The sequence below is a fragment of the Falsiroseomonas tokyonensis genome, assembly GCF_019024325.1.
GTDB classification, from domain to species: Bacteria; Pseudomonadota; Alphaproteobacteria; order Acetobacterales; family Acetobacteraceae; genus Falsiroseomonas; species Falsiroseomonas tokyonensis.
Genome location: NZ_JAFNJS010000021.1, coordinates 1 through 22,645 on the forward strand (window position 1 = coordinate 1; position 22,645 = coordinate 22,645).

Below are 22,645 nucleotides of genomic sequence, written 5' to 3' on the forward strand. Positions count from 1 at the left end.
ATGGCCGCGCGGCCGACGGCGAGGTTCGGCAGGTCGAGAGCAGAGCCCGCGCCGGCCTTGTTCGCGCGCCCCGCGCCCGTGCCAAACACCGTGGCATTGCCGGTGGTGAGCGTCGGGCCGTCGCCATTGCCGCTGTTCAGCAGCTGGTACGCGGTGGCGTTCTCGAACTCGGCGACGCGCCGCCCGATCGCGGCGGCGAAGTCGGTGAAGGCGCCGAGGTCGTCGTTGACCAGCATCGGTCGCGTGACGCGGATACGCCGCGCGAAGGTCTGCAGGACGACGATCTCCTGGCTCTCGGACATGGTGCCGACCTGGATCTCACCATTCTCCAGCAGCGGTAGGAGCGTCGGGAAGTCGCCGATGCGCAGGTGCCGGTGCGGCTTGAAGTCCCGGAAATCGCGGCGGAGGAAGATCTGCCGGTAGGTCGGCTGCGCCGGCTGGTAGGCGGCGAGCAGCATCTTGTTGGCGGCGGCCGAGAGCAGGGCCGGAAAGTCGGAGCTGGTGTGGAAGGCGCGCTCGGCGAGGAGCGTCGGGTTGCGTGGCGGGTTGCGATCGCCCCGGCGGGCGAGGAGCTCGCGCAGCATGTCGGAGGGGCGCCAGCCCATGAACTCGGCGTGGCGGCCGGCGCCGGGGCCGGTGCTCGGCGGCTGGTAGCCCGGCATGGAACGGGCGGCGAGTGCCTCGGCCATGGCGTCGAGCAGCTGCGCCGGATCGTCCTGCCCGGGGCCGCTCTCCGGGCGGGCCGGCAGCGTGGGGCGGGCGGTCTGGCTCTGCGTGAGGGCCTCCCACAGGCGGGCGCGCAGCACCTCAGGGCTGGCGCGATCGCGCATGGCCGCCTGGCGCTGCGCGTCGATGGTGTCGGCGGGGAGCAGGCCGCGCGCGGCGGCGAGCACCGGCTCGTAGCTGGCGATGCGCTCGGCAACGGCGCGCTCGGCCTCGGCGCGGATCGCGTCGAGGTCGGTCGGCGGGGCGGCCGGCGCGTGCGCGGCGCGGGTGGGCTCGGGCGGCGGGGCGCTCGGCGTAGTGGTCACGGGATTCTCCTGGGGCGGCGTGGACGGCGCGGCGGAGGGCGGCGCCGCGGGCGGGGCAGCCGGGGTCTCCGGCGTCGTCTCGGGCATGATGGGTTCCTCGTCAGGCAGGGCGGGTTCGATCGCCGGCGCGGGGAGGCCCTGCTCCCCCTGCGCGCGGACCGCCGCCTCGCGATCCACCGGGACCGGCACGACGGAGATCTCAAAGGGCTCCCAATCCACGGCGCGGTGGACGGTCTCGCCGGTCGCGACGTCCGGCCGCGGCTCGTAGCGGTGCACGCGATAGCCGACGCTCACCGCGCGGAGCGTGCCGTCGGCGATGCGCTGCCAGACGGGCTCCACATCGGCGGCGGTGCTGAACTGCAGCGTGGCGTAACCGCGGCCGCGCTCGAGGCGGGCAGCGGTGACGCGGCCGAGCACGTCGCGGGCATCGCCGCGGCGGTGGGTGTTCAGCACCGGGGCCTGGCCCGAGCGCAGCGCGTCCATGCGCACCGCGTTCGGCGCCATCTCCAGCTCCTCGGTGATGATCCCAAGCGCCGGGACGAAGTTGCGGGCGCGGGCGCCGGTCGACCACACCACCTCGACGGTGCGCGCGGCACGATCGACGGTGGCTGGGGCCGCCAGCGCACGCTGCGCCACGATCGGCATGGCAGGAGCATCCGGTGCGGCATCGCTGCCGCCCGGCTCGGTCGTCTCGGTCATGGTGGATTCCTGGTGGCCGCCGCCGCTACGGCGCGGCGTAGCCCTGCGCGTTGACGTAGACCTGCGCGCCCGTGGTCAGGCAGGCGAAGTTCACGGCCGTCGCCGCCGTCCCGCGCAGCGGCGTCGGGAAGGTGATGTCCACCGGCGTCGCCATCGCCGCCGGCAGCAGCTGCCGCCAGATCACCGTCGCCCCGTCCTTGATCACCACCTCCGTCGCCACCGTGGCGTGGGCGTTCCGCAGGTCGATCGAGGTGACGTAGTTCCGGACGCCGGCGGCGGCCGCCGCTTTCAGCACCACGTCGGCCGTGCCGGTAATCCCGCCCGCGGCGCCGGCGTACTGCCAGTCGGCCTCCGGGATCGAGAAGGGCTTGTTCACCAGCGCGCCGATCAGCGTCGCCAGCAGGTCGATGCCGCGGCCGGTGGTCACCGCCGTTGGGTTGGCCGATAGCCCAGTCGCGACCAGCACCGGCAGCGCGCCGTTCGTGTTGCGCGCCTGGCCGCCCACTGCCGTCAGCGTCGGCGCGATGCTGCTCAGCACGTTCACCCCAAGCCCCTGGCCGGCGACCGACTGGCCGCGCCCTGCGGTGATCTCGGTGGTGAGTTCGGCGTAGTCCGCGATGGTGACGAACTGCACCTTCACATCGGTGCTCGAGGCCGGCGCCAGGTTCCGGCTCACCGAGGCCCAGCCGGTGTTGATGTAGGCCCCCGAAAAGGTCGAGCCGACGAGGTCGAAGCTGTTGGCGTCGATGACGGTGATGGTGAAGGTGCCGTTCGCCCCCGGCACGCCGGAGACGTCGGCGACCGTGACCACGTCGTTCGTCGCGAAGCCATGCGCCGCGCGGGTGATCCGCACCAGGCCGGAGCCGTTGTTGGCCACCGCCGAGATGCCGTTGACGTACTGCCGGTTCCGCACCCGGATCCGGAAGCGGTAGAGCGCATTCGGCTCCGGGATCTGCTGGTGGCGGACATAGGAGTTCGACCGCGCCGCCGTCGTGTCGATCTGCCGGCCGTGGAACCAGCACTCGTCATTGGTCGGCTCGATCTCCAGCACCGACCAGCCCGCCGGGGCCGTGGTTGGGATGGTCGAGGCGGAGGCGCTGACGAGCCGCGGCGCGCCCTCGCTCTGCACCTCGTAATTCGCGAGCGTCGGGCTGGTGCCGTCGAGGCGCCAGGCGGCGGCGCTGCGGCCGTCCGGCTGGGCGGAGGTCGGATCGACGGAGACCAGCTCGAGCCAGACCGACTGGCCGGCGATGCGCTGGCTGAGGTTCACCGCCACCATGACGCGCAGCGGGATGGTGAAGACGGTGCGGCTGGTCAGCACGATCTCGTCGTCGAGGGTCGTGCCGGTGGAGATGGTGACGGTGCCGTCGGCGACCGCGAGCGCCATGCCGCTGCCGCTGGCCGCGACGTCCCAGCGGGCCGGGTTGATCTCGGTCCCGTTGAAGCTGTCGCGGAACTTCTTCTGCATGCTCTTGATCTTGAGCATGTCGTCCGTCCAGTCGAAGGCGCCGGCGTTCATCGGGGTTCTCCTGCAGGAGGCGCCGCGGCGCCGGTGGCGGCGATCTCGACGGCGGCCATCTGCGCGGCGTCCTGCGCGGCGCCGGACTTCGCGACGCGGCGCGGGTCGGTGTCGAGCGAGATGCCGGCCTCGTCGAGCAGCGCGTTGGCCTCGCGGATCATCTCCACCGCGGCGCGGAAGTCGTAGCCGAAGGCACCGGCGGCCTCGGGCTGCGGCACGAAGCCCGCACGCACCTGGGCGATCAGCGCGGTGGTGTCCTTCAGCGGGTCGATCATCTCGTGCGCGGGCGGGACGTGGCTGACGCCATCCGGCATCTCGGCGCCCCACAGCCCGAGCAGCGCGCCCTGTTGGTGGAAGCGGTCCGCGATGGGACGCACCAGCATCGGGATCAGCATGCCGTACTGGACCTGCTCGCAGAGCCGGCGGAACTCGATCTTGCCGGCGCGGAGCGATGAGTAGTTCGCCTGCGTCAGGTCGCCCGAGACCTGGTCGTAGGTGAGGCCCGCGCCCACGGCGGCGGCTTCGAGGGCGCGGCGAGCAAAGGCGGCGTGGCTGCCTCCCCCGCTCGGGTTCACCACCTCCACTGAGCCCATGCCGCGGCGGTAGAGGATCATCCCGGGCTCGAAGCTCTCGACCGTCCGGCCCTGTGCATCGCGGAGCAGCCCGGCTGCCGCGCCGGTTAGCGCCTCGTCGCCTTCCTCAGACACCACCGCAGCCAGGCAGGCCTCGATCTTCGCCTTCATCAGCAGGGCGGCCTCGTAGTCGCCGAGATCCCGCAGCCGCAGCAGCACCGGCGCGAGCCAGGAGACGTCGCGCAGCTGGCCTGGGCGGCGCTTGCGGTAGATGTGCAGCACATCGCTGGCCGGGATGCGCTCGCTGCTGAGCCAGGTCGAGCCCGGCAGGATCCAGGCCGCGCCGGGATGCACCCGGTGCAGCCAGTAGCCGACCGGCTCGCCGGCCTCGCCGAGGGCGATGCCCTGGATGGTCGCGGCCCCGTCGACGATGCCGTTCCGCGCCGTGTCGAGGTGGTCGCTCTCCAGCACCTGCAGCCGCAGGCCGATCGGATTGGCGGGCGACGGAAGCACCATGAGGAAACGCACGAAGCACTCACCGCTCTCGACCACCGCCCGCATGACCAGCGCCTGCAGGCCGTAAAGGTCGAGCCGCCCCTCGGCGTCGCAGGCCGTGCTCTCCGCCCAGCGCTGCCAGGCGCGGCTGTGTGCGTTGTCGGGCCAGCGGGTGGTGATGCCGGCGCCGACCGCGTTGCCGGTCCAGAGGTCGACGATGCGGCTGGCATAGGGATCGTTGCGCACAGCATCGCGCGCACGCCGCGCGACCGTCGCTGCGGCGGTGCCGACCTCGGCCGTCGCGCTGCCGCCGGACGGTGCCCAGGCGGAGGCACGCTGGTCCTGCGCCGCGGCATAGCCCCGGAGCGCGTTCCACGCGTCTCGTAGCCGGCCCATCACGTGCTTCCCCCGCGAGAGAAGCTGGCCAGCGTGACGGACGGCCGGCGCGCCGTCGTCATCTCCGCGCCGCGCAGCACGGCGAGCGCCCGGCCGAGCTCATCGAGGCTGCGGTACTCCACGGTCCGTCCGTCGAAGGTCACGCGGGTCGTGCCGCCCGTGTAGGCGGCGGCCAGGGCAGCGGCGCGGCTGCCGGCGGGCTGCGCCAGCGCCCAGGCGAGGACGGTCGGATCCATGCGCGTCCTCCCTTCAGCGCAGCCAGCCGCTGCGCGGCGCAAGCCATCCGCGCGGGCGATGGGTGTCGGGTGCGGCCTGCGCGGGTGGTGGCCGAGCGACATTCCCGCTGGTGGGAAGTTCGGCCGCCGGCAGCGACAGCGCATCCGCCATACGCGCCCAGCGCCCGTCGCCCCAGCCATCCATGCCGAGCACCGCAGCGGCTGCGCGCGCATAGACGCGGCAGTCGAGCGCCTCGTTGCGTTCCCTGGTCTTCACCCACTCCAGCCGGCGGAAGCCGTTCCGCCCAGCACGGGCCACCAACTGCTCCGCCGTGATCTGGCGGCAGAACTCCTCGCCCGCCGCATACACCGGCAGGTGCACGTAGCCCGGCGGGAAGGGATCGCCGCTCTCCTCCGTCGGCCGGTCGAGCTTCAACCAGCCGTAGGTCTCGGCCTTCAGGAAGGAGGATCCCACGGGCCAGACCTTCAGGCCGCCGAGCTTGCGGCCGTTCTGCCGCACCTCTGTCGCGGCCGGCTGACCGACCGCGGCGCGCAGCCCGTCCTGGCCCTTCACGGCGATCGCGCGGCCCGCGCCGGCCCGCCGCACGAAGGCGTAGACCTCCGCGGTGGTCATGCCGTCGCCGCTGTCGATCGCCGCCATCGCCACAGGCAGTCGGTGCCCGCTGGCGTGTCGCCAGGTCTCGCCCAGCAGCAGCCGCAGCTCCTCCCAGACCGCCGCCTCGAACGGGTTCCCGGCCAGCACGCGGTGCTCGACCAGCCATGACTGGCGGTCCTGCCCCCAGGCCCAGAGGCTCGCCTCGAGCCGGTCGCGCTGCACGTCCACGCCGGCCGTCAGTAGCAACCCGCCCATCGGCACGGTGCCCGCCGTCCAGTTCTCGCGGCGGTCATAGAGCCGCTGCCAGTCCGGCGCCTCGCCCGCTTCCTGCCAGGTCTCGCCTAGCACGGTGTTCCGGAAGGTCTTGATGGCCCGGTCGTCGCCCTGCGCGGCGAGCCAGAGCCGGGCGATCTCCGACCAGGGCATCCATCCGGGCGGCGAGTAGAGCGCCGAGATGTGGAAGCCGACGGCGTGCGGGTCCGACGCCGTGGCGGTGGCCCGCCACTCCCCCGCGGCCAGCATCGCCGCCTTGTGCTGCTCCCCGATCGCCCCGTCGCAATCCTCGCAGAGATACCGCGCCGTCTCCGGCTGGCCCTCGTCCCAGACCAGCCGCTCGAAGCGCAGATGCTGGCGGTGGCCGCAATGCGGGCAGGGCACGAAATAGCGCCGTTGGTCACTCGCCAGGTACTCGCGCTCGATTCGCGACAGCCCGGCGATGGTCGGCGTGCTGACCAGCAGCATCTTGCGCCGCCAGCCGAAGGTGCGGGCCCGTGCCTCGGCCAATGCGATCGGGTCACCTTCGCCCTCGACGTCGCCGGGATAGGCGTCGATCTCGTCGAGGAACAGGAAGCGGGCCGACATCGAGCGCAGCCCGACCGCGCTGTTGGCGCCGGTCATCACCAGCTGCCCGCCGGGGAATTCCTTCGAGAGCTGGCGATTGCCGCTGTCGCGCGAGCGCGCCGGCGCCACCCGTTCCCGGATCGCGGGCGTCTCCTCCACCAGTGGATCGATGCGCTGGTCTGAGAAGCGCTTGGCCAGTTCAGTCGTCGGCTGCACCGCGAGCATCGGCCCCGGCGCGTGGTGGATGGCGTAGCCGATCCAGTTGTTGCCGCACTCGGTGCCGCCGACCTGCGCGCCCTTCATGAAGACCACGCGCCGTGCCGGGTGCGCCGGCGACAGCGCGTCCATGATCTCGCGCAGATAGGGCGTGCGTGCGGTGCGCCACGGCCCGGGCTCGGCGGAGCCGCGGCTGCCGAGCAGGCGATGTCGGTCGGCCCATTCCGACACGAGCAGCGCCGGCTCCGGCGCCATGCCGTCGCGCCACGCCTGCAGTATTTCGGCGTCGCCCTCGAAGCGGCCGAGCTCGTCGAGCAGATGCTCGCCCACCATCAACCGACGCTCACTCGGACATCGTGCCGCTCGGCCAGGTGCTGGCGCAGGCGCGTGTCCATCATGGTCTGCAGCCGATGCACATCGACGCCGAGCTCGGCCGCCATCTCGGCAGCGACGCGGGCGGGCCAGGCTAGGATGGCGTCGCGCTCCTCCTTGGCGAGCCGGTGCACGAGCAGGAGCGCGCGAGCCTTGTCGACCAGCTTGCCCTTTCGTTCGTCGAGCCGTAGCCGACGCTCCTGCGCCTTCAGGACCTCGTTCGCCGTGCGCGCATCGTGGAAGGTGTTCTGGGCGGCGCGCGGCAGGGGATCGGCGGCCGGCGGAATCGCGGCGACAGGCGGCGGCGATGCGGGCCGGGGTGCTGCCACTGCTGGCTGCACCAGAGTCGCGGTCTTCCGGACAGGATCGCTGCTGTCCGCCAGCCGCGCGCGAACCTTCTCGACATCCCAGGCGCCGTCGGCCTCGGGCGCGATGCGGCCGGCGCGCTGCGCCTTCTGCAGCGCCGTGTGGGAGATGCCGAGGCGGCGCGCCACCTCGCGCTGCGAGGCCACGCGGCCCGGCTGCGCGGTGGCGATCATGATGTGATCGAGACCCCTCGAAGAAAGCAATCGCCGTCGTGCCGATGGCGCTTGGCTCAGCCCCCGCCGCAGCGCGAATGGTCCGTCACGAGCAGGGGATGCCCTGCATCACGACGGAGACGAACATGACCGACCGCGAAGCCCGCGCCGCCCGCAATCAGCAGAAGAGTCTCGAAGCCTTCCTGCAGCAGAAGGCGCGCTTCGACGCGATGGTCGCCGAGCTTCAGCAGATGAGCGCGGATCACTTTGGCGCGGATCCCGAGGAGGTTCTCTGGGGCAAGGCCGCGACGCTCGAACACTGGAACAGCAGACTGGCGAGCGTGACGGATTGCTACTTCAAGCGCGGCGAATTCGCCGAATAGCGCGCCGCGCCTGCCGCCACCGCCCCGACAGGCAAGGCCTGCGGGGCTCGGGGTGGTAGCACCCGGCTGGTCGGGTGCCGAACCGGAGACCCCGACGATGAAGCTTTCCGATACCCAGCGCGTGATCCTGAGCGCCGCGGCGCAGCACGAGATGGGACTCGCCCGCGCGCCGAAGACCCTGCCGGCCGCCGCCCGCAACGCGGTGTTCCGCAGCCTGATCAAGAACAACCTGCTCACGGAGATCAACGCCCCGCGGGAGCATGTCGGGCTCGCCTGGCGACAGGATGAGGACGGGACCTGGATCGTGGCGCGCATCACGGACGAGGGGCTGCGCGCCATCGGCATCGACCCTAACGCGGGCGACGCGCGCGAGGAGGACGAGCAGAGCCCCGAGGCCATCGCCCGCCGCAACGGCGAGCGCCGCGCCGCCGCGGAGGCCGTCGCGACGGTGGCGGACACGGCGCCCGCGGACGCGGAGGAGGAGGCGCCGCAGGGTGAGGATGCCCCGGCGCCGGAAGCCGCCCAGGCCGCGCCCACGCCCGCCCCGCGCGCGAGCCTGCGCGACGCCGCGCAGCGGGTCCTCGACGCCTGGGACGACGAGGCCAACCAGCGCTACGACCTGACGGACGCGATGGACGCCCTGCGCGGGATCCTGGCGAAGCCGGCGCGCGCCATCCGCGAGCCCGGCGCGCCGCGGAAGCCGCGCGAGGGCACGAAGCAGGAGCAGGTGCTGGCCATGCTGCGCCGGCCCGAGGGGGCGACGGTCGCGCAGATCGCGGAGGCTACGGGCTGGGCGGCGCATACGGTCCGCGGGTTCTTCGCGGGGCTGAAGAAGCGCCAGGGGATCGAGGTGCAGGTGCTGGAGCGGGTCCGCCAGGTCGGGCCGAACAAGGAGGGCGCGCGCGGGTCTTACAGCGTCTATCGCACCCGGGATTAGGGGGACGACATATCAGGGCGTCGGCGCGGATCGACTGGCCGCGCCGAGCCTTCCGAAGACGAGCCAGACCCGATTCACCGCCTCATTTTGCCCAACGCCTTTTTTCGTTGACGTGTCTCTAACTGTCGAATTAGATCTGCGCTGCGGAATCACCCGCGACGGAGAAGACCACCTCATGTCTAGGAAGATCACCCGGAAGGCCCGCGGCTGGCGGCCGTCAAAGTCGCAATGGGTCGCCATCGGCAGTGCCACTGCCGGTATGGGTGTTGCTGCCGGCCCGGTCGGGGCCGCGCTCACGGCCGCTGGCGCCACGCTCGGTGCCTGCGGTGCCAACTGGCTCGAATGGACGGACGATAGCGAAGAGGCAAACGACGACTGAACGAGCGCAGACCGACTTGACGTTCGCGTGTTGCGGGGATGGCGCCTCCTCGCTTCACGTCCAAAAAGAAGGGAAGCGACTGGTGACGCGACATGTGCGACTGCAAGTAAATCTGCCAGTCGATACGTTCCAAGCCCTGAAGACTACAGCTGCGGCACGTGGGTTGAGCGTGCAGGCCCTTGCTCGGGAAGCCCTCGACGAAAAATTCGGATCAGCTATCCCGACGGCCGCCGAACCCCAGGCGGAGCAGGGCCCTGGCTACCGATGGAAAACCGTCTTTCTACCCGACGGATCGCTGATTTCATTCACCTACGAGCAGAAGACCCACATAGCGACGGTGAAGGGCAACGAGTTGATCTACGATGGCAAACCGACGAGTCCGGGCGAGTTTGTCCGAGTGATCAGCGGCGGCCCGCGGAACGCATGGCGAGATACGTGGATCAAGCGCCCGACTGACGTCGGCTGGATTCATGCACGCCAGCTTCAGGCCGAAACCGCTGAACAAGATCACCTTTCACTGACACTCATCGTCGAACCTACCGCAAACGCGGTGGGCGCGATGGTGGAGCAGTCCCTTGTCCAGCCGGTCGAGCTCCCACCAACGGCACATCGCCGCTTCGGGAGCTACCCCATCTCTGAACGTATGGGCCCACGCTACCTAGCCGCCTGCCTCGGCGTGCTACGAATCTTCGACACACGCTCGACCTCGCCGGAAGGTTTGGAGGCGATTAGCGAAGCAAAGGGCATGTTCAATCGCATCGTCCGGAAGGACCGACACGATTGGCAGCAAGTGCAGCAGGCTATGGGCAACCCTGATTATGCAGCGTGCCGGCAGGCTGCTGCATGGCTCAGCGAGCTTCGAGGGCTCGCGAAGAATGGCACAAGACTTGATGAGCACCTCGCGCATCCGACGGCCGCAATCGTGCTGAATGGGCTTTCGCTGGCGAGGTTGAAACTGGAGCGCGACGGCTTCTTGCCAGCATGACACCTGCAGTTGTTTGCGCTCTTGAGGCCGAGACATGCGCTGCAAGTCTGGCCCTGCTCAGTCGCTGCTCCGCCCTAACCGGTGCCCGCCAGTTTCATACGGGGAAAGATGCCTCGACCGTTCTCGCAAGTCGACCGGCGGCGATGTCCTCAAAGACCCTCTCCTCACCGGCAAGCACGGCGGCCCGCCCGGTGAAGGCCTGCCAGCGCCGCACGGCTACGTCGAGGTAGCGTGCGTCAATGTCCATCGCGTAGCAGAGGCGGCCCGTAGTCTCCGCCGCGATGATCGTGCTGCCGCTGCCGCAGAAGGGCTCGTAGACCGCGTCGCCTGGCGCGCTGTTGTTCAGCATCGGCCGGCGCATGCACTCCACCGGCTTCTGCGTGCCGTGGACCGTCGCCGCGTCCTCGTCGCCGTCGATGCCGATCGGCCAGAGCGTCGCCTGGTCGCGCGCGCCTTGCCAGTGGCCGGTCGCTCCCTTGCGCACCGCATAGAGGCAGGGCTCGTGCTGCCAGTGGTAGTCGCCTCGCCCGAGCACGAAGCGCGACTTCGCCCAGACGATCTGGCTCCGCACGGCGAAGCCGGCGGCCTCGAGGCTCTCGATCACCGTGCGCGCGTGCACGCCCGCGTGCCAGACATAGGCGACGTCGCCGGGGAAAAGCGCCCAGGCCTCGCGCCAGTCGGCGCGGTCGTCATTCGTCACCTTGCCGGTGCGCATCGTGGCCGAGACACCAGCCTCGTTCCGCCACTCCGGATCGTAGTTCACCCCGTAAGGCGGGTCCGTGATCATCAGGTGCGGCCGCGCGCCGTCCAGCAGCCGGGCCACATCGCTGGCGCTGGTGGCGTCGCCGCATAGCAGGCGATGCGGCCCGAGCAGCCAGAGATCTCCGGGCCGGGTGACGGGCGCCTCCGGCGGCTCTGGCGCCGGCGCGTCAGGAGCCCCGCCCGGCGCGGGTGCGTCCTGCGTGGCATCACCCAGCAGCCGATCCAGCGTCGCACCGTCGAAGCCGATCAGCCCGAGGTCGAACTCGTCGGTGCGCAGCGCCCGCAACTCGGCAGCGAGCAGGCTCTCATCCCAGGTGGAGTTGAGCGCCAGCTGGTTGTCCGCCAGCCGGAACGCCCGCGCCTGCGCCTCGGACAGGTGCCCGAGCCGGATGGCGGGCACCTCCTCGAGGCCGAGCGCCTTCGCGGCGAGCACGCGGCCATGGCCGGCAATCAGCACCCCCGCGTCGTCCACCAGCACCGGGACGTTGAAGCCGAACTCACCGATCGAGGCGGCGAGCTGCGCCACCTGCTCGGTGGGATGGAGCCGGGCGTTCGCGGCGTAGGGTGCGAGCGCCGCCACAGGCATCATCTCGACGCGGAGATCAGGCAGCATCGGCCGTCGCCTCCCCACGGGTCACGGCCACGGCGTCGTAATCTGGGCCGATGCCGTGCCCGCCATCGTCCAGGATCACCGGCACGTCGGGATGCAGCATGCGCCAGCGCGCGATCGCCAGGTCGACATAGGCCGCTGCGAGTTCGATGGCGCGGACGCGCCGACCCGCGCGCTGGCCGGCGAGGATGGTTGTGCCGGAGCCGCCGAACGGCTCGAACACGACGTCGCCCTCGTCCGTGTAGGCGCGCATCAGGAACTCTGGCAGCGCGACGGGGAACACCGCCGGGTGCTCGGTCTCGATGCCACGACCCTTGTGGCGGGTGATGCGCAGCACGCTGTCCGGGATGCGCATCTCCTGCACCGGCAGGCCGATGTGGGTGTAGGCCTTCACCTCGCCGTCGGCGGCGCGGAGCCCGCTGCCCTTGTTCGGCGTGCCGGCCCATTTGCACGGCACGATCTTGTTGGCCTGGCGCGCCTCGCGATTGAAGTGGAAGACCAACTCGAAGGCCGGCGCGAGGCGGCCGTTCCAGTCGCCGGGCAGACCGGGCCCCTGGTCCCAAGCGTAGAGCCCGAAGCGCCGCCAGCCCTGCGCCCGCATCCAGTCGAGCCAGCCCTGCCAATACGGCTGCCATTCCCCCTCGCGGTGGATCAGCCCGAGATTCACCAGCACCTGCGCGTCGCGGCGCAGCGCGCCGTCGAGATGCTGGAACACGTCCTGCATCAGCGCGTCCCAATCCGAGACGCCGCCGGTGGTGTAGTCCCGCTGGTTCCCGTAGGGCGGGCTGGTGAAGAGCAGCGCCGCGCGATCCGCAGCCATGACGCGCGCCACGGTGCTGCGGTTCGTGCTGTCGCCGCAGGCCAGGCGATGCTCGCCCAGCAGCCAGATGTCGCCGACCCGCGTGACGGCCTGGCGTGGCGGCTCCGGTTCGGCATCCGCGGGATCCGCAACCGGCTCGGCGCCATCCGCGTCCGGCTGGTTGCCAGGGGCCGGCTCGGCAACGCTGGCAACCGCCGGCGCCGTCAGGTTGCCGGCCTCGGTTTCCAGCCCAGCCAGCAGCCGCTCGATCTCGGCGCCGTCGAAGCCGGTCAGCGCCAGGTCGACGCCGCCCATCTCCTGCAGCTTCGCGACCTCGGCCGCGAGCAGCGCTTCGTCCCAGCCGGCATTCAGCGCGATGCGATTGTCGGCGAGGCGATACGCTGCCTTCTGGGCCTCGGTCAGGCCGCCGCGGACGATCGTCGGCACAGTGTCGAGGCCGAGGGACTTCGCGGCCAGCAGCCGACCATGGCCGGCGATGATCTCGCCACGCTCGTCCACCAGGACCGGCGCGACGAAGCCGAACTCGAGGATGCTGGCCGCGATCTGCGCCACCTGGTCGGCGGAATGCGTGCGCGCGTTGCCAGCATAGGGCAGCAGCGCGGCGACCGCGCGCGCCTCGACGGCGCTCGCAGCCCAGGGGGCCTGAGGCATCTGCACCTGCGTGATGATGGAATGGAGGGCGGCGCCGCTGGCAACCTGGCAACCTGGAAAACTGGCCTGGCGCTAGGAACCTTGCGCGCTTCCGCCCCCCGCATACAGCGGGGCCAGGAAGGACCCTGCGGTTCGAGAGCCACAGTGGCTGATCAACTGGCGAGTGGCTCGGGAGCCGCGGTGCTCGACGCACCTTCTCGACGTGTCACCAACATAGCCAACTCGATTTGTGCGCCGCCAGGGGACCTATTGTAACACGGTCCGGCATGGTCCGGGATCTGGCTTTCGGATTCTGCCCGCTGCATCCGCCTCTTCCAGGACCGTCGAGGCTTGCCGGTGAAGTCTGGTCTTGGTGAACCGGCCATGTGCCGCGATACGATGGGTGCGCCCGCGTTCCATTCCTGAGGGGTCTAGAGCAAATGGTTCGAGACGACGTACTGATCCGCCGCGCTGAGGTTGTACGCATTCATCTCGATGCCCTGGATGCTCTGATGAAGGAGCCCTGTCCGGGTGCGTCTGAAGCGATCAGAGCAAGCCTGTCGCTGCGTTTTCTTTTCGACGGTGCGCTTGCCCAGGTCGCGCACGCTGCAGGTGTCCCACTTCTCATCCCAGCGCCGACACTGGATGGCGTGCCTATCGACCAAGCGCTGCTGTTTGCCTGCGGCGGGTACGAGGTTGGCAGGGCGCACGTCAGGCCACATTATTTCTATCGAGAGCCCGGAATTCAGAGCCCCCACAGGTCTCAGTTCGAGCGACAGATCTCGGCGTCGCCAGAAACGCACGCATTGAGCGAAGTGAAGCTCGGCCGGTTCGGGCAGCTTCCCTGCCTTGCCTTTGTGGGCAAGGTGCTCAAGCGCGAGGAGACGGTGCGATACGTCGCTAACAAGTGCGGCGGCGCCCACCATTCCGACGACATGGCGAAGTTCGACGAGATTGACCATCATCTAACGAAAGTCGGTCACGTTCTGCGGGTCGGGGGTAACGGCCTCTCCGTCGTTTTCTTGGAAGCGCTGGGGACCGCTTGGTTCCTTCTGAACGCGCCGGCTGTTGTCGGCCTGCGTACCGCTCTGCGCGTTCCGGTAGAAGCGGTTCACACGCCAGTTCCGCACTCAAGTTGAGCCAGACAGAACGGGCCGGCCTCCACCGCCTCCCGCCATGAGCCAAAACCCGACCTGAGCTGAAGTCCGGGTCGAACCCATCACGCACGCGGCCTCGTGAGGATTCTCTCACGCTGCCTGTAACCGTGGCGTCAGCCCGAAATGCATAGCCAGGATGCCAAGGCCTGCGACCAGCATGCCGCCCGCGATCGGCTGCGGCACTGGCCTGCCGCTCCAGCCTCGACGTGCGGCCCATTCACGAACCGACATCTCGAGGCCCACGACAAACCAGACGCAGGAGCCGGCTGGGCTATCGTGCCCACCGAGCGCATCCAGCGCCGCGAGCACGCGGCGGCGCGCCTCGAGCTGGCGGTTGGAGAGCCGGTCTGCTGTCGAGCCCGGCAGCCGAATCAGCTGCGACGTTGACATGCTGTCGATCGCGGCGCTGCGGAATAGCGTGCGGAAGATGCAGCCCGCCTCATGCATCTGCGGGGTGATATTGCCGTTGGCCAACATCAGCCCGAGCGTGTCCACGGCGCGGCGATGCTGGACTGGGCTGCCGGTCTCGGGATCCGCCTCGCGGATCGGCTCCGAGAAGCCACCATGCTGTAGCCGCCACTTCGACGGCTTCGCCAGATCGTCGAGCTTCGGCTTCGCCACCTTGGGCTTGCGCTTACCGGCCATGGTGGTTCTCCCCGTGACGACGCCCCCAGCGTCGGTTGGCCTCGTTGGTGATGGCCTGACGGAGCCAGTCGTCGGTGATCTCGGCGACAGGCAGCGCGGCCACGCCGTGCCGATGCCAGGCGGCGGCGCGCATGGCGTTCACCTCGCTGTCGTTGGTCGGACTGCGCGTGCCGTGGTCGAGGCAGGACCGGGGCGGCAGTGGTGCGCCGTGCATGCTCATGCCCGGCCTCCCGTGGGGTCGGTCGCCCAGAGCAGAAGGGCGATGGCATCCGCCTCGTTGTCGTCGGCCGGTGCAAAGCCGCGAGCCTGGATGGCGGCGACCATCTTCGCCTTGTCGGCGTTGCCCTTGCCGGTGGCGTAGCGCTTGATCGTGCCGACCGGAACGCCCTCGTAGGGGACGTCGTGCTCCTCGCACCAAGCGGTAAGTATGCCGAGGAAGCCGCCGTAGATGTGCGCCGCATCGGTGCCGGCATGGGCGCGGACTTCCTCGAACACGATCCGTGCCACACCGCCGGACAGGGCAGCCAGCTCAGTCAGCCAGCCACGGAAGCGCAGGAAGCGCATCCCCCCACCCTCGAAGCGGGTGGGCTTGAAGGTCATCGTGCCCGAGGTGATGCCCCCGTCGTGGCGGCGCAGCGCCCAGCCGGTGGTGGTGCCGAGGTCGAGGGCGAGCACGGCGTGGTGCGCCAGGCTGATCGCGGGCGGGAGGGCGATGGGGGGGCCGCTTGCATGGGCGGCGGGCATGGTGAGAGTCGCGGGTGCCATGGTGGTCTCCGAGAGGGGATGATCCTGGTGAGGGCGGCGACGGCGCGGTTCTTGGCGGAGCTCGCCGTCGCTGCCCGGCTTGGCGTGGGGTGGCCCCAGTGGGGGCGGTCCACGCGCCCAACCCGATCGCCCGAGCTGTGGTGTGCGCGCGCCGATAAGGCGCGCACGCACACCCCCGTAGGGGGTGGGAGCAACACCTAACTCCTCCAGCCGGCACAAGCCTCTGATCCGAAACGGAAAAAGAGGAGTTAGGTGTGAAGCGGGAGGAGTTAGGGACCTAACTCCTCTATCCTCCCAAGCCTTTGATTTCATGGCGTTGTCTTCGGGGAGGAGTGAGGAGTTAGGCCTAACTCCTCAGGAGTGAGGTCGTCCAAGACGCCTTCCGGGTAGACCCAGACCTCCGGATTTTCGACGTCCAGGCAGTTGCCGGATTGGGGGCATTTGAAGTGGCTGGGCAGGACGCGGCGGGCGCTGGTGGTCACCTCGCCGGTCTGCGGATCCACGGTTTCGATCTCGGGGCCGAAGGTCATGCCCTCCACGCAGAGGTACCCGAAGCGCGACCGAACGACGCCAAGGCCGAACTCGGTGCCGTCTCGGCGGAACTTCACGAAGCCCTTCGTGGCGAGCACGCTCAACCGCTCGCGGATCGTATGCTTGCTCCCAAGCCCGACCTTGTTCTCGAATTTCTCGGCCAGCTGCATGGTGGAATAGAGCCGGCCTTCAGCTGCCTCATCGAGCAGGATGCCGAGGATCACATCCTGCTTGCGCAGCCGTTCGGCATCGAGCTTGCGTCCGATGTCCTGCCTGACCAGGCGCTCGCCGCGGCGATCGAATTCCACCCAGCGGCCCGCGATCTTGTCGACCAGCATCGGCTCGAGACCGGGTCCGTTGCGGAGCTCGACATGCAGCTCGCGCTCGGTCTGATCCTCGTCGGGGCGGAACAGGATAGCGCCCGAGGTGTAGTAGCCACGCAGCGCGCTGGCGCCGGAGAGCGACAGGAAGGGATCGTCCTTCACCTGCTGCTTGCTGAGCTTCTTCGTGTGGTGGGCGAGGATGATGCCCGCCTCGGGGGCGACCTGGTCGCGCAGCGCTTCGACCCGGCCCTGCAGGAAGAACATCATCGCCGCGTTGTCGTTCTCCCCTTCGCCTGCCGGCCCGCCGTCGAAGAGATTGCGGATGGGATCGATGCAGATGATGTCTGGCGGCGCGTCGGGGAATGCGGCACGGATGGCCGCGGCCACGAGGGGCACGCCCTGGTCATCGAGCAACATGCGCAGCTTCGGGGTGACCACGAGGGTATCGCGCGCGCGGGCCACGACGGCGGGGTCCAGCCGGAGCTGCTGCAGGCGCTCGCGCAGGTAGTGGTACTGGATCTCGGCTTGGAGATAGAACACGCGCAGCGGGCGTGGTGCCGTGAAGCGCAGGAACGGCGCGCCGGCGGCGGCATGCACCAGCAGGCTGATCAGGAAGTCGGATTTGCCGACCTTGGGCGCGCCGCCGAGCACCAGCATCCCACCCGGGGTCAGCAGGCGCGGACCGATCAGGTCGTCCGGCATGGGGGATTTGTCGTCGAGCAGCGCGCCGAGCGTGTGCGCGGCGATGGCGCTGTGCGGCGGGGCCGCGGCGCGGAGCAGGGGCTGCCCGTTGCGGTCGACGTGCAGGGCCCAGATCGCGTCAGCCTCTGTCTTGAGCCGGTCCAGCGGCCAGGCCGGGCGGAGGCAGGCGGCATTGTACTGGCAGATCGCCTCCCAGCCCTCGTCGCCGGTGATACGGCCCTCGTGGACCATGCGAACGAAGTGCCCAATGGCCGCGCTGGCGCCCTGGAAGCGCGTCCATGCGTCCTGGGCGGCTTCCCGCACCGGCGTGGTCAGGACCGCATCGAGGCCGGGGCGGGTTGCGCCTGGGGCGGCGGTGGGCGCCGCGAGCCCCGGCATGGTGGGCATGGCCGCCACTGCCGCGGCGAAGTCGGGGAGCTCGACCTCGACCCTGGGTCGGTGCTCCCGGATCGTGACGCGCCGCTGCACGCCGTGCTTCTGGTGGATCGTCCCGGGCACGCGGATCGGCTGGTGCGCGGAGCGGAAGTGCAGGTCGCCACCGACTTTCTCCGCGATCTCGCCCCGCAGCGTGCAGAGGCGCGCCAGGTCCTCACCCTCGGCCGGCTCGGTGAGCCGCCACCAGGCATGGAGCTTGGCGGCACCCTCGGCGGTGCGGCCGCCGCTTTCGACCAGGAGGGTGGGCGGGCCCAGGTGGTGGACCAGGTGCGCCAGCTTGGCTGCGATGTCGCCGGCATCGAGGTCGACCACCACGGTCTGCATCTGCAGCACATGCTCGGCGCGGGCCTGGCCCTGCTCGGCGACGGTGCCGGGGATGACATAGACGGCGCTGCCTTCGCGCGCGGCCCAGGTGGCATACGCGCTGAGAGATGCGGCGGCGTGCCGATCGGCCGGCACCCAGATGTTGTGCGGCTTGGTGTCGAGGCCCTGGCCATGGTCGACGAAGCCGCGGACCGGGATCAGCCCATCGCAATAGCCAAACACCACCTCGAGGAAGGCGGCGATCTGCTCGATGTCCGGCGCGATGGATCCAACGGCCGCCGGCATCGGCTGCCCTGCACCGGGAAGTCGATCGAGGGCGATCTGCCCGGCGATGGGAAGCTCGTTCAAGCCCTCATCCGGCAGCGGCGCGGCATCGTTGAAGTCGCCCCATGCCGTCATGCAGGCTGCACCCAGCACCGTTTGGCCCAGGGGCAGAAGCGGCACTCGAAGTGATCGGCCTGGTTCGCGACCCGGGGCAGCAATTCGCCAGCATCGGTCGCGGCCAGGATGCGCACGGCCCGGTCCGACATGCGCTGCGCCAGCTCCGCGTTGAACGGCACCAGCTCGTGGTGCAGCTCCGCCGTGTCCTTGTTGATGGCGGTGAAGAGGGCAGGATTGTCCGCCACGCCCGGGACGCTGGCGTCCATATAGGCCTGGTAGACCGCGATCTGCGCCGCATAGATCGGCTTGGCCACGGCGACGCCCTTGCTGGACGTCTCGCGCCAGGCCTTGGCGTTCATGGTCTTGCATTCCCATAGCGCCGGGAACGCCATGCCGGGGATGGTCGGGCCGCCAGCGAAGACGCCATCGACATGGCCGCGGATGCGACCGCCCGCGACCGAGAAGCCGAACTGATCGCCGTGCTCGCTACCGCCGCGACGGGTGTAGAGATCGAAGCCGGCTCCCCGCAGCCAGGCAACGGCCACGTCCTCCAGCGCGTGGCCGATCCCGAAGATGCGCAGCAGCCGCCCGTCGAAATCTGCGCCCTCATCCTTCGGCGCCTTCACGAACTCGAACTGCAGCGCGCGCTCGCAGGCATGGCCGAGGCGGGAGCCGCCCAGGTAGCTGCGCGGCGGCGTCGCCTGATTGGCGGCGACCAGCGCCGCGTCGATGGCGGCATTCACATGCGCTGAGGTCTGGCTGCGGCTGTTGAAGTCGAGCATCAGAACGGCACCTCCGTCGCAGCGTCCTGCCGGGCGATCGCCTGCATCGCCTCCTGGAAGCCGCCGACGGCGACCTCGATCAGCGTCAGCACCTGCGCCTCGCTCAGCTCCTGGAAGCGGGTGCCCCAGCCGATCTCGGCCATGGTCTCCGCGACGCGGCGCATGGCGGCGCGCATCGCCGCCTTCTCCTGCTCGGTGAGGTCAACCATGGCGGACGACCTCCCCGCCAAGCGCGACCAGAAGCCCTGGCAGGCGATGCAGCAGAAGCAGACCGAGGGCCGCGGCTTCTTCCGCGGCGCCGGGTCGAACCAGCCAAAGCCACGCGCCGGGCGGGAGCAGACGGCGCAGGGCGGTTCCGGGGAGCGGGCCATCGATCATGCGGCCTGCCCCAGCGCCGCGGGCTGGGCGCTACGCACGAGATGCTGGATGGCCTGGCGGTTGAACTTGAAGGTGAGCAGCGCCGAGGCCTGGTACCGGGTCATGCCGAGATCGGCCCGTGCCGCCGGGGGCAGATGGATCAGCTGGCGTTCGGTCGGCGGCTCCCGCAGCCAGCGCCGGCTCTTGTGGGCGCTCTCGTCGGTCTCGTAGGCGTTCAGCCAGTCGTCCGCCGCGGCGAGCGCCACCAGCCGCTCGCCGATGGACAGCAGGCGCGGCCGCTCCTCCTTCGCCCCGCCGACCGCGTGCCAGGCTCCGTTCAGGAAGAAGATGCCCGCCCAGCCGTTGAAGCCATTGGCCAGCAGCGCGGCGTCATCGCCGAACAGATCGCACCACTGGAAGGCAGAGCGCCGGAGGAGATCAATCTCCGTCATGATGAAGTCGGTGAGCGGCGCCGTCTCGCGCCCACGGGGTTCGAAGGCGTGCCCGCAGATCGGGCACTCCATCACTGCGATCGGCACCTCAGCCTCGCAGGAGGGGCAGGTCTTCGTCGGCGGCTCACCTTCGCCGGGCTGGCTGTCGAGATCCACGTCTTGCTCCAGGCAGCCGTGGATCTGTGAGGAGATGCCGAAGTCGAGGACGATGCAGTCGCGCTTGACGATGCCGGGATGCTCGACCGGATCGACGGTGCGCAGCCCGCGGCCCACCATCTGGATCATCGTGCACTTGAACGAGCTGGGCCGCAGCAGCACGACGCAGGAGGTGGGCGGGTGGTCCCAGCCCTCGGTCAGCACCGCCACGTTGACGACAATGCGCGCCTCGCCCTTCGCATAGGCGGCCAGGACGGAGCGGCGCTCGCCCTCCGGCATGTCGCCGGTGACCACGACGGTGGGGACGCCAGCCGCGTTGAAGGCAGCGGCGACGTGCTCGGCATGGGCGATGGTGGAGCAGAAGGCTACCGTCTGGCGGCCGCCGGCCTTCTCCTGCCAGTGCTTCACCACGGCGTCCGTGACCGGCACCGTGTCCATGACACGGGCGACCTCGCCCATGTCGAAATCGTCGCCGCTGCGGCGCACCGCGCGGAGCTCATCCTGGACGCCGACATCGATAATGAAGGTGCGGGGTGCCACCAAGTGGCCGGAGGCAATAAGTTCGCCGAGGCGGATCTGGTCGGCAACGTTGGAGAAGACCTGGCGCAGCCCGATCTTATCGCCGCGGTTCGGTGTGGCCGTGACGCCATAGATGCGGCAGGCCGGGTTGCGATCCAGGGCGCGGTCGATGATGCGGCGATAGCTGTCGGCGACGGCGTGATGCGCCTCGTCGATCACCAGCAGGTCCAGCGCCGGCATTGCCTCGAGGTTCGCCTGGCGCGTCAAGGTCGGCACCATGGCGAAAGTGACCTGGCCGCCCCAGGATTTCTGGCCGGCATCCACCACCGAGGTCGAGACGCCCGGGTTCACGCGACGGAACTTCGCCATGTTCTGCGTCGTCAGCTCATCCCGATGCGCGAGGACCGCGGCCTTGGCGGCACTGCTGCCGATATGCTCGCCCACCGCCGCCGACAGCATGATCGTCTTGCCGGCGCCGGTCGGGGCGACGCCGAGGGTGTTGCCGTGCTCGCCGAGCGCACGAAGGCTGCGCTCGACGAAGAGCTTCTGGCGGGGGCGGAGCATCATGCTGGTGCGGCCCTCCCTCAGCGCGCCCAGGCGGGACGCGGATCGGTGCCAGGAGCGGGCTGCTGTGCCGAGGCCGGGAAGGCGCCCTGGTGCATGGCCGGCGCGGCGGGCGGCGCCGTGTGCGCGGGCGGGGCGTAGCCCTGTGCCGGCGGGGCATAGGCCGGTGGTGCGTATCCGGCCGGCGCAGCGGTGCGTCCCATCGCCTGCGCGTAATCGCGATGGTCCGGCGTCACCGCCATGCGGATTTCGTTCTTGGTCTCGCCGCCCGCATCGGTGCCGTGCTCGATCTTGGCCACGAACTCGAGGCCATCGAGATCCGCGAAGCCACCGATGCGGCGCGCCGCCTGCGCCTGGGGCGAGACATCCTTGTCGGAGATGCCGCGGGCGGAGTTCAGCATCCCGCGCAGAAAGCTGCGGCCCATCCCCGCCCATTCCGGCCCCTTCGGGCTGTGGAGGCCGATCAGCGTGAAGACCTTGCGCTTGGCGTAGGGTCCCTCCAGCACGGTGAACTCGCCATTGAGATAGACGGCGCCAGTGCTGCCGCGCGTGGCGTAGCCACCAGTCCAGCCCTGGCTCGGATCGTCGAAGCCGCCGGGGCGGATGGTGAGGCGGACCTTCGCCAGCGTCCCCTTGGGGATCAGGTTCGGGTTGGACTGAGCGTCGTTGTAGTCGTTCCAGGCAGCCATGGTGCTTCTGCTCCGATCAGGTGTTGGGGGTGGGGGCGGGCAGCGCGATCGACGGCGCGCCGTGCACGTCGATCGGCGGCGATGGGCTGCGGATTTTCTGGAAGAGCTGCCCGAGATGCGGCGGCTCCAGCATGTCGAGCCGGCCGCTGCGATCCTTCGCGGGATAGCCCCAGGGGTTGAGCGTCTGGCAGACCAGACCTCGGAAGGATGCGACCGCAGGCTGGCCGGGAGCGGCGTCCGGCTTGATCTCGGCCAGCGTCATGACCTGATCGACGATGCCGGGCAGCTCGAGGCCGGTCTTGCTGCCGTCGATCTGCGGCACGAAGACGCGGCGATTGAAATCGTCGAGCTTCTCGTCGAGGATTCCGACGAAGATCACGTTGCGCCCGCGCGCATGCTGCAGATGCGTGAGCCAGGCGATCATCTCGCGGCCATGCAGGCCGTAGGCGCCGCGAATGTCGGGCTTGCCGGTCTTCTCCGAATGCGCCTCGGGCTGACCGCGGCACCACTGGAAGCAGAGCCGGCCGGCGACCGTGATGCTGTCCACGAAGATGGTGGCGAAGCCGTCCATGCGCGCCGGATCGCCATAGGCCTGCAGGACGCGCGCATACTGCGCGGCGGAATAGGGCTGGTCGTCGCGCAACGCGGGGTTGGGGCCGGCCAGGAACAGCGCGAGGTCGCGGCATTCCTCCCAGGTGCGCGGGCGGATGGATGCGCCACGCCAGTGCTGCACGGCGAGATCGCCCGCCTCGAGGTCGATGAAGAGCGTGCTGCCCTCATCGAGCGTAAGGAGGAGGTAGGTCTTGCCGATGCCGCTCTTGCCGAAGATCACGGCCTTGATGCCGCGCGCCTCAGCCTGCCGCTCGTC

The 22,645-nt window shown here is 70.0% G+C and carries 22 protein-coding genes; 5 read left to right on the forward strand and 17 right to left on the reverse strand.

Going from position 1 to position 22,645, the window contains the following annotated elements:
- The 6 genes from J3S20_RS29000 to J3S20_RS30630 all read right to left on the reverse strand — a co-directional run.
- Positions 1–1,730, reverse strand: a 1,730-nt coding sequence (locus J3S20_RS29000) for a phage major capsid protein (protein ID WP_216840421.1), incomplete at its 3' end; no start/stop codon positions are given.
- A gap of 25 nt (positions 1,731–1,755) precedes the next feature.
- Complete coding sequence (locus J3S20_RS29005; RefSeq protein ID WP_216840422.1) at positions 1,756–3,249, reverse strand: ubiquitin-activating E1 FCCH domain-containing protein; 1,494 nt, start codon at positions 3,247–3,249, stop codon at positions 1,756–1,758.
- On the reverse strand, positions 3,246–4,712 hold the full coding sequence (locus J3S20_RS29010) for a phage portal protein (protein ID WP_216840423.1): 1,467 nt from the start codon (positions 4,710–4,712) through the stop codon (positions 3,246–3,248). Before J3S20_RS29010 ends, J3S20_RS29005 begins: the two co-directional genes overlap by 4 nt.
- On the reverse strand, positions 4,712–4,948 hold the full coding sequence (locus J3S20_RS29015) for a phage head-tail joining protein (RefSeq protein ID WP_216840424.1): 237 nt from the start codon (positions 4,946–4,948) through the stop codon (positions 4,712–4,714). Before J3S20_RS29015 ends, J3S20_RS29010 begins: the two co-directional genes overlap by 1 nt.
- A 13-nt stretch (positions 4,949–4,961) precedes the next feature.
- On the reverse strand, positions 4,962–6,932 hold the full coding sequence (locus tag J3S20_RS29020) for a phage terminase large subunit family protein (protein WP_216840425.1): 1,971 nt from the start codon (positions 6,930–6,932) through the stop codon (positions 4,962–4,964).
- On the reverse strand, positions 6,932–7,510 hold the full coding sequence (locus J3S20_RS30630; RefSeq protein ID WP_246603389.1) for an elements of external origin: 579 nt from the start codon (positions 7,508–7,510) through the stop codon (positions 6,932–6,934). The genes J3S20_RS29020 and J3S20_RS30630 overlap by 1 nt, the downstream gene beginning before the upstream one ends.
- 125 nt (positions 7,511–7,635) lie before the next feature.
- Between J3S20_RS30630 and J3S20_RS29030 the strand changes: the two genes are divergently transcribed.
- From J3S20_RS29030 to J3S20_RS29045, 4 genes are all read left to right on the forward strand, one after another.
- A complete protein-coding gene (locus J3S20_RS29030; RefSeq protein WP_211849185.1) occupies positions 7,636–7,872 on the forward strand; it encodes a hypothetical protein in 237 nt (78 codons plus the stop codon).
- A 97-nt stretch (positions 7,873–7,969) separates the two neighbouring features.
- Positions 7,970–8,809, forward strand: coding sequence for a DUF3489 domain-containing protein (locus tag J3S20_RS30635; RefSeq protein WP_246603390.1), 840 nt, complete (start codon positions 7,970–7,972; stop codon positions 8,807–8,809).
- A 175-nt stretch (positions 8,810–8,984) separates the two neighbouring features.
- The gene (locus J3S20_RS29040; protein WP_216840426.1) at positions 8,985–9,188 is read left to right on the forward strand and encodes a hypothetical protein; all 204 of its coding nucleotides are present in this window, start codon (positions 8,985–8,987) and stop codon (positions 9,186–9,188) included.
- A gap of 82 nt (positions 9,189–9,270) precedes the next feature.
- Positions 9,271–10,173 carry a hypothetical protein gene (locus J3S20_RS29045; RefSeq protein WP_216840427.1) on the forward strand — a complete coding sequence of 301 codons (903 nt, stop codon included), beginning with the start codon at positions 9,271–9,273 and terminating at the stop codon, positions 10,171–10,173.
- A gap of 94 nt (positions 10,174–10,267) precedes the next feature.
- Here the strand turns inward: J3S20_RS29045 and J3S20_RS29050 are convergent, their stop codons facing one another.
- The gene (locus J3S20_RS29050; protein ID WP_216840428.1) at positions 10,268–11,548 is read right to left on the reverse strand and encodes a site-specific DNA-methyltransferase; all 1,281 of its coding nucleotides are present in this window, start codon (positions 11,546–11,548) and stop codon (positions 10,268–10,270) included.
- Complete coding sequence (locus tag J3S20_RS29055; protein WP_216840439.1) at positions 11,538–13,016, reverse strand: site-specific DNA-methyltransferase; 1,479 nt, start codon at positions 13,014–13,016, stop codon at positions 11,538–11,540. The genes J3S20_RS29050 and J3S20_RS29055 overlap by 11 nt, the downstream gene beginning before the upstream one ends.
- Before the next feature lie 419 nt (positions 13,017–13,435).
- On the opposite strand from J3S20_RS29055, the gene J3S20_RS29060 reads away from it, so the two are divergent.
- Entirely contained in the window at positions 13,436–14,134 is a 699-nt protein-coding gene (locus J3S20_RS29060; protein WP_216840429.1) for a hypothetical protein, read from the forward strand.
- Positions 14,135–14,242: 108 nt separating this feature from the next.
- Here J3S20_RS29060 and J3S20_RS29065 read toward each other — a convergent pair whose 3' ends face one another.
- From J3S20_RS29065 to J3S20_RS29105, 9 genes are all read right to left on the reverse strand, one after another.
- Positions 14,243–14,797, reverse strand: coding sequence for a DUF6456 domain-containing protein (locus tag J3S20_RS29065; RefSeq protein WP_216840430.1), 555 nt, complete (start codon positions 14,795–14,797; stop codon positions 14,243–14,245).
- Positions 14,787–15,017, reverse strand: a complete 231-nt coding sequence (locus J3S20_RS29070) for a hypothetical protein (protein ID WP_216840431.1) — start codon at positions 15,015–15,017, stop codon at positions 14,787–14,789. Before J3S20_RS29070 ends, J3S20_RS29065 begins: the two co-directional genes overlap by 11 nt.
- On the reverse strand, positions 15,014–15,562 hold the full coding sequence (locus tag J3S20_RS29075; RefSeq protein ID WP_216840432.1) for a crossover junction endodeoxyribonuclease RuvC: 549 nt from the start codon (positions 15,560–15,562) through the stop codon (positions 15,014–15,016). Before J3S20_RS29075 ends, J3S20_RS29070 begins: the two co-directional genes overlap by 4 nt.
- Before the next feature lie 308 nt (positions 15,563–15,870).
- Complete coding sequence (locus tag J3S20_RS29080; RefSeq protein WP_343215331.1) at positions 15,871–18,321, reverse strand: AAA family ATPase; 2,451 nt, start codon at positions 18,319–18,321, stop codon at positions 15,871–15,873.
- A complete protein-coding gene (locus J3S20_RS29085) occupies positions 18,273–19,040 on the reverse strand; it encodes a hypothetical protein (protein WP_216840433.1) in 768 nt (255 codons plus the stop codon). Before J3S20_RS29085 ends, J3S20_RS29080 begins: the two co-directional genes overlap by 49 nt.
- Positions 19,040–19,249, reverse strand: coding sequence for a DUF6511 domain-containing protein (locus J3S20_RS30640; RefSeq protein ID WP_246603391.1), 210 nt, complete (start codon positions 19,247–19,249; stop codon positions 19,040–19,042). Before J3S20_RS30640 ends, J3S20_RS29085 begins: the two co-directional genes overlap by 1 nt.
- Before the next feature lie 165 nt (positions 19,250–19,414).
- Entirely contained in the window at positions 19,415–21,091 is a 1,677-nt protein-coding gene (locus J3S20_RS29095; RefSeq protein WP_216840435.1) for a DEAD/DEAH box helicase, read from the reverse strand.
- 17 nt (positions 21,092–21,108) lie between these two features.
- The gene (locus tag J3S20_RS29100; protein WP_216840436.1) at positions 21,109–21,777 is read right to left on the reverse strand and encodes a hypothetical protein; all 669 of its coding nucleotides are present in this window, start codon (positions 21,775–21,777) and stop codon (positions 21,109–21,111) included.
- 16 nt (positions 21,778–21,793) lie between these two features.
- The coding region (locus tag J3S20_RS29105) for an ATP-binding protein (protein WP_216840437.1) at positions 21,794–22,645 on the reverse strand (852 nt) is incomplete at its 5' end.